General features: G+C 75.9%; 5 protein-coding genes. 3 read left to right on the top strand and 2 right to left on the bottom strand.

Annotated features, from left to right (window positions below; translation table 11 throughout):
- Positions 1 to 110: 110 nt before the first annotated feature.
- Entirely contained in the window at positions 111 to 1,229 is a 1,119-nt protein-coding gene (locus tag AC07GB_RS39755; RefSeq protein WP_478854472.1) for a helix-turn-helix domain-containing protein, read from the bottom strand.
- A 107-nt stretch (positions 1,230 to 1,336) separates the two neighbouring features.
- Between AC07GB_RS39755 and AC07GB_RS39750 the strand changes: the two genes are divergently transcribed.
- Complete coding sequence (locus tag AC07GB_RS39750; protein ID WP_478854470.1) at positions 1,337 to 3,025, top strand: cell division protein PerM; 1,689 nt, start codon at positions 1,337 to 1,339, stop codon at positions 3,023 to 3,025.
- Positions 3,026 to 3,182: 157 nt separating this feature from the next.
- Here the strand turns inward: AC07GB_RS39750 and AC07GB_RS39745 are convergent, their stop codons facing one another.
- On the bottom strand, positions 3,183 to 4,079 hold the full coding sequence (locus tag AC07GB_RS39745) for a hypothetical protein (RefSeq protein WP_478854468.1): 897 nt from the start codon (positions 4,077 to 4,079) through the stop codon (positions 3,183 to 3,185).
- Between the two features lie 233 nt (positions 4,080 to 4,312).
- Between AC07GB_RS39745 and purN the strand changes: the two genes are divergently transcribed.
- Positions 4,313 to 4,987 (top strand): phosphoribosylglycinamide formyltransferase, encoded by a 675-nt coding sequence (gene purN / locus AC07GB_RS39740; protein WP_478854466.1) that lies wholly within the window; start codon positions 4,313 to 4,315, stop codon positions 4,985 to 4,987.
- On the top strand, positions 4,984 to 6,579 hold the full coding sequence (gene purH, locus AC07GB_RS39735) for a bifunctional phosphoribosylaminoimidazolecarboxamide formyltransferase/IMP cyclohydrolase (protein ID WP_478854464.1): 1,596 nt from the start codon (positions 4,984 to 4,986) through the stop codon (positions 6,577 to 6,579). The genes purN and purH overlap by 4 nt, the downstream gene beginning before the upstream one ends.
- Positions 6,580 to 6,698: the final 119 nt, after the last annotated feature.

Raw genomic sequence — 6,698 nt, 5'->3', positions numbered from 1 at the left:
CCCCCCCCCCCCCCCCCCCCCCCCCCCCCCCCCCCCCCCCCCCCCCCCCCCCCCCCCCCCCCCCCCCCCCCCCCCCCCCCCCCCCCCCCCCCGCTTCTGTGCTTCCGGGGCTAGGAGGCCTCGGGGGTCAGGCGCTCGGGGCCGGGGTAGGGCGCCGACCGCAGCTTCGCCTTGAGGGTCTCGTCCTCGGGGGTCAGGGGGCCCGGGCCCATCCTCGGCGGGACGCCGAGGACGGCCTTGCCGGAGGGCACGGGCGGCTCGTAGTGGGTGGGGGCCGTGCGCAGGGTCAGGGCGGTGGCCGTGACGATCAGCGCGGTGAAGGCGATGGCGGCTCGGGTCCACAGGCGGGCGCGGTCCTCGCTCGCGGTGCGGACGCGGGCCGGTCGCGGGACGACGAGCCGCTCCGCGCGGCCGAGCGAGGTCAGCCGTTCGGTCAGGGCCTCGGGCCGGTCGGCGATGCCGAGGTCGGGCAGCCGCTCGGCCAGCGTCCCGCGGGCGCTGAGCAGCCGGCCCGCCGCGGCCGGAGTGCTGGCCTCCGTCTCCGCCGCGGTCTCGGGGAGGTCGAGCCCGACGCCGTCGTAGAGCATCAGGGTGCGGCGCTGGGCGGGCGGCAGGCCGAGGAGCGCGCCGAGGACGGCGCGGTCGGCCGCGTCGTCGGGCGGTTGGTCCTGCCGCAGGCCGGGGCGGAAGCGGTGCCAGGGCGAGAGCGCGTACTCGTGGGTGGCCGCGCGGACCCAGCCCGCCGGGTCGCGGTCCACGGCGACCTCGGGCCAGCGCTGCCAGGCGAGCTGGAAGGCGCGCTCCACGGACTCCGACGCGAGGGCGCGGTGGCCGGTGAGGGCGTAGGCCTGGCGGAGCAGGGCCGGGGCCGCGCGGGAGCAGAGGGTGTCGAAGGCCTCTTCGGGGGTGGCCGGGGGCGCGGCCGGAGCCTCGGGCTGCTCCTCGACGGGGGGCGGGGCGGCGGGGGGCGCCGTTTCCGCGAGGGACTCCAGGAGTTTCGCGTAGGCCGCGCGCCTGCTGCCGCGCGGGTCCTTGCGGCCGGACTCCCAGGAGCGGACGGTCTCGCGGGACACGCCGAGGAGGGCGGCGAGCTGGGCCTGGCTCAGCGGCTTCGCCTCGCGCAGCCTGCGGCGTTCACCGGGGGGCGGCAGCGCGGGGGGCCCTTCCTGCCCGGGTGAGGCCGGGGGCTTGGGGGCGGCCGGGCTCGGAGAGGCCGGGCTCTGGGTCATGGCCGTCCGTTCCGCCGTACGAAAAAGAACATAAAAGTATCTTGGGCGACACATCCGGTATTCGCCTGTTACGCGGAGAAAGCGCGTGTCGTTGGGAGCATGGCCGGGTGACCCACCTCACCGACTCCGGCTCCTGGCCGCCGCCCCAGGAGCAGCCGAACGCGTCAGCCGTGGCGGAACCGGCGCATGACGGCCCGTCAGGTCTGGCCACGGGGGTACTGGGCGGCGCGATCGCTGCGGGGCTCGGGCTCGGCGCGTTCGCGGTCCTGGTGATGATCCTGTGGATCAGCTCGCCGTACCCGGACAGCGGACCCGACGGCGCGCTGCACGTGGCGGCGGCGCTGTGGCTGCTCGCGCACGGCACGGAGCTGATCCGCACGGAGACGCTGTCCGGGGCGTCCGCGCCGGTCGGCGTGACCCCGCTGCTGCTGCTCGCGCTGCCGTGCTGGCTGCTGCACCGGGCCGCGCGGGACGCGGCGGATCCGGAGGGGCGCGCGCTGGGGGTACGGGCCGCGTGGTGGGGCGTGGTCGCGGGCTACCTCCTGGTGGGGCTCGCGGCGACGCTGTACGCGGCGGGTGGCGAGCTGCGGCCGTCGTGGCTGAGCGCGGCGTGGCACGTGCCGGTGCTCGCGGTGGCGGCGGCGGGTTCGGGGGTGTGGGCGGCGCACGGGCGGCCGCGGGGGCCGCTGCCGCAGGCGGTGACGCGCGCGGGGGCGCGGCTTCCCGCCGCGGTCCGGCGTCTCTTCGTACGCGACCGGGTGCGCGCCGCGGGCCGGGCGGCGGCGGCCGGTACGGCGGTGCTCGTCGGCGGGGGCGCGCTGCTCGTCGGGGTGTCGCTCGTGCTGCACGGGGGCCTGGTGCGGGAGTCGTTCCTGGAGGTGACCGGGGTGTGGTCGGGGCGGTTCGCGGTGCTCCTGCTCGCGCTCGCGCTGGTGCCGAACGCGGCGGTGTGGGGCGCGGCGTACGGGCTGGGGCCCGGGTTCGTGCTCGGTACGGGGACCGTGGTGGGGCCGCTCGGCGCGGGGGCGGCGCCGCTGCTTCCGGAGTTCCCGCTGCTCGCGGCGGTGCCGGGGGCCGGGCCCGGGTCGCCGTTCACCTGGGCGGCGGGGGCGGTGCCGGTGGTGGCCGGATGCGTGGTGGGGTGGTTCGTGGCGGGGGCGGCGGCGCCGGCGTTCGGGGAACGGGAGATGGCGTGGCCGGTGGGGCGGACGGTGCTCGTGGGGGTGGGGGCGGCGGTGGGGTGCGGGGGCGCGTGTGCGGTGCTCGCGGGGGTGGCCGGGGGTGCGATGGGGGTGCGGGTGCTTGCGGAGTTCGGGCCCGTGTGGTGGCTCACGGGGGGTGCGGCGGGGGGTTGGGTGGGGGTTCTGGGGGTGCCCGTGGCCCTGGGGGTGCGGGCTTGGCGGGTACGGGTGCCTCGGGGCGGGCGGGGCTCTCGCCCTGCGGGGCGCCTGGGCTCCTGGCTCCGGCTGCGCCGGGGGGCGGCTGCGGCTGAGCCCGCTGTGGCCGAGCCTGCTGCGCCTGAGCCGGCTGTTGCTGAGCCTTCTGGGCCGTTGGAGGCGCTGGAGGCGGTTGAGGTCTTTGAGGCAGTTGAGGTGCTTGAGGCAGTTGAGCCTGTCGAGCCCCTGGAGCCGCCGGAGCCGCCGGAGCCGCCGGAGCCGCCGGAGCCGCCGGTGCCTCTGGTGCCTCCGATGCCGCCGGTACCCCCGGTGCCCCCGGCCTTCTTTGAGCCGTACGACTTCCTGCCGGGGCGTGACGAAGGGCCGCAGGGCGGAAGCGGAGCCGGAGCCGGGGGCTGAGTCAACGGCGGAGCGGCACCTGGGGCTGTGCCCACCCTTCCCCAAGCTCTCGGCTTCGCTCGAGCAGGGGATACCCCACTCGCCCTGCGGGACGATTGCCCACAGCGGGGACGGCTGGGTGGGAAAGCCCCCGCGCCAGCGGGGGCCTGGGCCCGGGTCAGTCCCGGTCGGTGAGGAGGGGGCGGAGCTGCTTCGGGAGGAGGTCTTCGCAGGCCTGCCGCGAGGCCCCGGTGAGCGCGTCGTCGCGGCAGGTGTAGTAGTCCCGGTAGATCAGCTGCGCGCCGAACGTCGCGAGGACCATGACGAGCGCGAGCGACGCCGTCACCAGGCCGCTGATCGCCGCCGTGGTCTGGGGCCGCGACCCGCGGGCGGCCGGCTCGGGCGCGGCCGGGGCGTTCGGGTCGGCGCGCCGCGGCTTGGCGCGCAGCGCGCTGATGCCCCAGTACATGCCGAGCGCGCCGAGCAGCAGCGCCACGTAGTCCCAGCCGAAGAGGGCGAAGAAGAAGGCCCACATGCCGGAGAGCAGCGCGTAGCGCGCGCGGCGCTGGGCGGGGTCGGTGGGGTCCCAGCGCAGGCCGCCGCCCTGCCCGGGCTGGCCGCCGGGGCCGTCCTGGCCCTGGCCGCGGGGCCGGTCGCCGAAGCCGCCGGACGAGGAGCGGCCGGGCTGCTGGTCGCTCCACTGGCTGCCCCAGGGGGAGTTCCCCTGACCGCCGGAGCCCTGGTCGTCCGAGCCGGAGCCGTTGGGGTGCCGGGGGCGCCACGGCTGCTCGGGCGTGCCCTCGGGCGGCGGCGCGAACGGGTTGTCGTCCTGCGCGGAGCCCTGGCCGGAGCCCTGGCCGGAGCCCTGCCCGCCGGAGCCATGGCCGGAGCCCTGTCCGCCACCGGAGCCCCGGTCGTCCCGCGCGTCCTCAGGCGCCGGGGACGAGGGGCCGGGCCGCCCCTCCCGGAGCAGCAGCGCCGCACCCGGGCCGGGTGTCGAGCCGTGGCGCCCGTCGTGCGTCGGTCCGTGCGCGGACGCGAAGGGTGGCGTGAGGCGGAGGCTGCGGTCCGGCATCAGGTGTGCGTCTTCCCCTTGTATAGAGCTGTGGCACAGAGCGCTGGCGGCGCTCCGCGGCCCGGCTGTGCGGAGCCGGACAACTCGGTGGTGGAGCTTGGCAACTCGGCGTTCGGGCGGCTGCCCCCACAGACGCTACCTTCCGGCCGCGCCCCCGTCCCGTGAGGGGCCGCCGGGTGTGCCGGTATCGTTGCTGACGGTCGGCCGCTTCGTAGAGTTCCCCGTATCGGGAGATGCGAAGCCTTCGTACGACCGTACAAAGAGCACTCCCGAGAAAGGGCCCCGTCGTGGCCAAGGCCAAGCGCCTCGTCGTGCTGGTCTCCGGATCAGGTACGAATCTCCAGGCCCTGCTCGACGCCGTCGCGGAGCACGGAGCCGACGCCTACGGCGCCGAGGTCGTGGCCGTCGGCGCCGACCGCACCGGCATCGCGGGTCTTGAGCGCGCCGAGCGCGCGGGCCTGCCGACGTTCGTGTGCCGGGTGAAGGACTACGGCTCGCGGGAGGAGTGGGACGCCGCGCTCGCCGGCGCGACGGCCGCGTACGCGCCGGACCTGGTGATCTCCGCCGGCTTCATGAAGATCGTGGGCAAGGAGTTCCTGGCCCGCTTCGGCGGGCGCACGGTGAACACGCACCCCGCGCTGCTTCCCAGTTTTCCGGGGGCCCACGGCGTCCGCGACGCGCTCGCGTACGGCGCGAAGGTCACCGGCTGCACCGTCCACTTCGTCGACGACGGCGTCGACACCGGCCCGATCATCGCGCAGGGCGTGGTGGAGGTCAGGGACGAGGACGACGAGAGCGCTCTGCACGAGCGCATCAAGGACATCGAGCGAAGCCTGCTCGTCGACGTCGTGGGACGCCTCGCCCGCGACGGCTACAGCATCGAGGGACGAAAGGTAGTTATCCCGTGACCGCCGAAGGTACGACGCCCCAGACACCGCAGAGCACCCCCGGCGCCGATCAGCGGCCCATCCGCCGCGCGCTGATCAGCGTGTACGACAAGACCGGCCTCGAGGGCCTCGCGCGCGGTCTGCACGAGGCCGGGGTCGAGCTGGTGTCGACCGGGTCGACCGCCGCGCGGATCGCCGCCGCGGGTGTCCCCGTCACCAAGGTCGAGGAGCTGACGGGCTTCCCCGAGTGCCTGGACGGCCGGGTCAAGACGCTGCACCCGCGCGTGCACGCGGGCATCCTCGCCGACCTGCGCCTCGAAGCGCACCGCAAGCAGCTCCAGGAGCTGGGCGTGGAGCCGTTCGGCCTGGTCGTGGTGAACCTCTACCCGTTCCGCGAGACCGTCGCGTCCGGCGCGAGCCTCGACGAGTGCGTCGAGCAGATCGACATCGGCGGCCCCTCGATGGTCCGCGCCGCCGCCAAGAACCACCCGTCGGTCGCCGTGGTCACGAGCCCCTCCCGGTACGGCGACCTGCTCGCCGCGGTCCGCGCCGGCGGCTTCGACTTCGCGACGCGGCGCGCGCTCGCCGCCGAGGCGTTCCAGCACACGGCCGCGTACGACATCGCGGTCGCCAACTGGTTCCTGGAGACCGAGGAGGGCGCCGGCGAGCGCTTCCCGGCCTTCATCGGCGCCGGCTTCGACCTGAAGAACCAGCTGCGCTACGGCGAGAACCCGCACCAGGGCGCCGCCCTCTACACGGACGGCCGCGGCGGTCTCGCCGAGGCCGAGCAGCTCCACGGCAAGGAGATGTCGTACAACAACTACACGGACACGGACGCCGCGCGCCGGGCCGCGTACGACCACGACGACCCGTGCGTGGCGATCATCAAGCACGCCAACCCGTGCGGCATCGCGATCGGCGGCAACGTGGCCGAGGCGCACCGCAAGGCGCACGCCTGTGACCCACTGTCCGCGTTCGGCGGTGTCATCGCCGTCAACCGGCCGGTGACCAAGGAGATGGCGGAGCAGGTCGCCGACATCTTCACCGAGGTCATCGTGGCGCCGGACTACGAGGACGGCGCCCTTGAGGCCCTGACCAAGAAGAAGAACATCCGCGTCCTGCGCGCCCCGCAGGCGCCCTCCGCGCCCGTGGAGGTCAAGCCGATCGACGGCGGCGCGCTGCTCCAGGTCACCGACCGCCTCCAGGCCGACGGCGACAGCCCCGCGAGCTGGACCCTCGCGACCGGTGACGCGCTGTCCCCGGGCGAGCTGGCCGAACTCGCCTTCGCCTGGCGCGCCTGCCGCGCGGTGAAGTCCAACGCGATCCTGCTCGCCAAGGACGGGGCCTCCGTCGGCGTCGGCATGGGCCAGGTCAACCGCGTGGACTCGGCGAAGCTCGCGGTCGAGCGGGCGGGCGAGGAGCGCGCCCGCGGTGCGTACGCCGCGTCCGACGCCTTCTTCCCCTTCCCCGACGGCCTGGAGGTCCTGACGGCCGCCGGCGTCAAGGCCGTCGTCCAGCCGGGCGGTTCGGTCCGCGACGAGCTGGTGGTCGAGGCGGCGAAGAAGGCCGGCGTGACGATGTACTTCACGGGCACGCGGCACTTCTTCCACTGAGGCCGTCCGGTCCGGCTGACGAACGGCGCGGGGGGGGGGGGGGGGGGGGGGGGGGGGGGGGGGGGGGGGGGGGGGGGGGGGGTTGTTGGGTGCGGGGCTGCGTCCGGAAGCGGAGCGTC

The organism is Streptomyces sp. NPDC045778 (assembly GCF_056431945.1).
Note: the sequence above shows the minus strand (reverse complement) of the source record. Positions and strands in the feature narration are given on the sequence as shown.